The 578-nt window shown below is 68.0% G+C and carries 1 protein-coding gene; it reads left to right on the forward strand.

The window, feature by feature from the left end; all coding sequences use genetic code 11:
• A partial coding sequence (locus A9X04_RS07380) for an HAD-IC family P-type ATPase (RefSeq protein ID WP_156764252.1) occupies nt 1–578 on the forward strand: 578 nt, incomplete at both ends.

Here is a 578-nt window from a genome sequence, read left to right on the forward strand (position 1 = left end):
ATAATCAGGCGGTGCGTCAGCGCACCGGCTGAAGCTCAAAAGACTCTGACCGAATTGTTCGACGCCGGCCGCCGGGTAGTTGCCGTGGCCGTCAAACCGGCGCCGGGGATGACGACGCTGTCCCGGGCGGACGAATGCGAGCTCTCGCTCGCGGGGTTCCTGGTCTTCGCCGACGAGCCCAAATCCGCCGCACGCCAATCGCTGTTGGAGCTGGCCGAGCTGGGCATCGAGCTGAAGATCGCCACCGGGGACAACCCGCGAGTGGCCGAAAAGGTCTGTGAAGAACTGGGTTTGGCCTCGAAGGGCACGATCACCGGCGCGCAGCTCGAACCCCTGGACGACGCCGCGTTCGCGTACGCCGCGCAACACCACACCATCTTCGCGCGCATCTCCCCCGAGCAGAAGGCGCGGCTGATCACCGCGCTGCGGCGCGAGGGGCGAGCCGTCGGCTTCCTGGGCGACGGGGTCAACGACGCGCTGGCGTTGCACGCCGCCGACGTGGGGATCTCGGTGGACAGCGCCACCGACGTGGCCAAGGACGCCGCCGACGTGGTGCTGCTGGAAAAGGATCTGGGCGT

Origin of the sequence: Mycobacterium sp. E3247 (genome assembly GCF_001667785.1) — a bacterium.
GTDB lineage: Bacteria > Actinomycetota > Actinomycetes > Mycobacteriales > Mycobacteriaceae > Mycobacterium.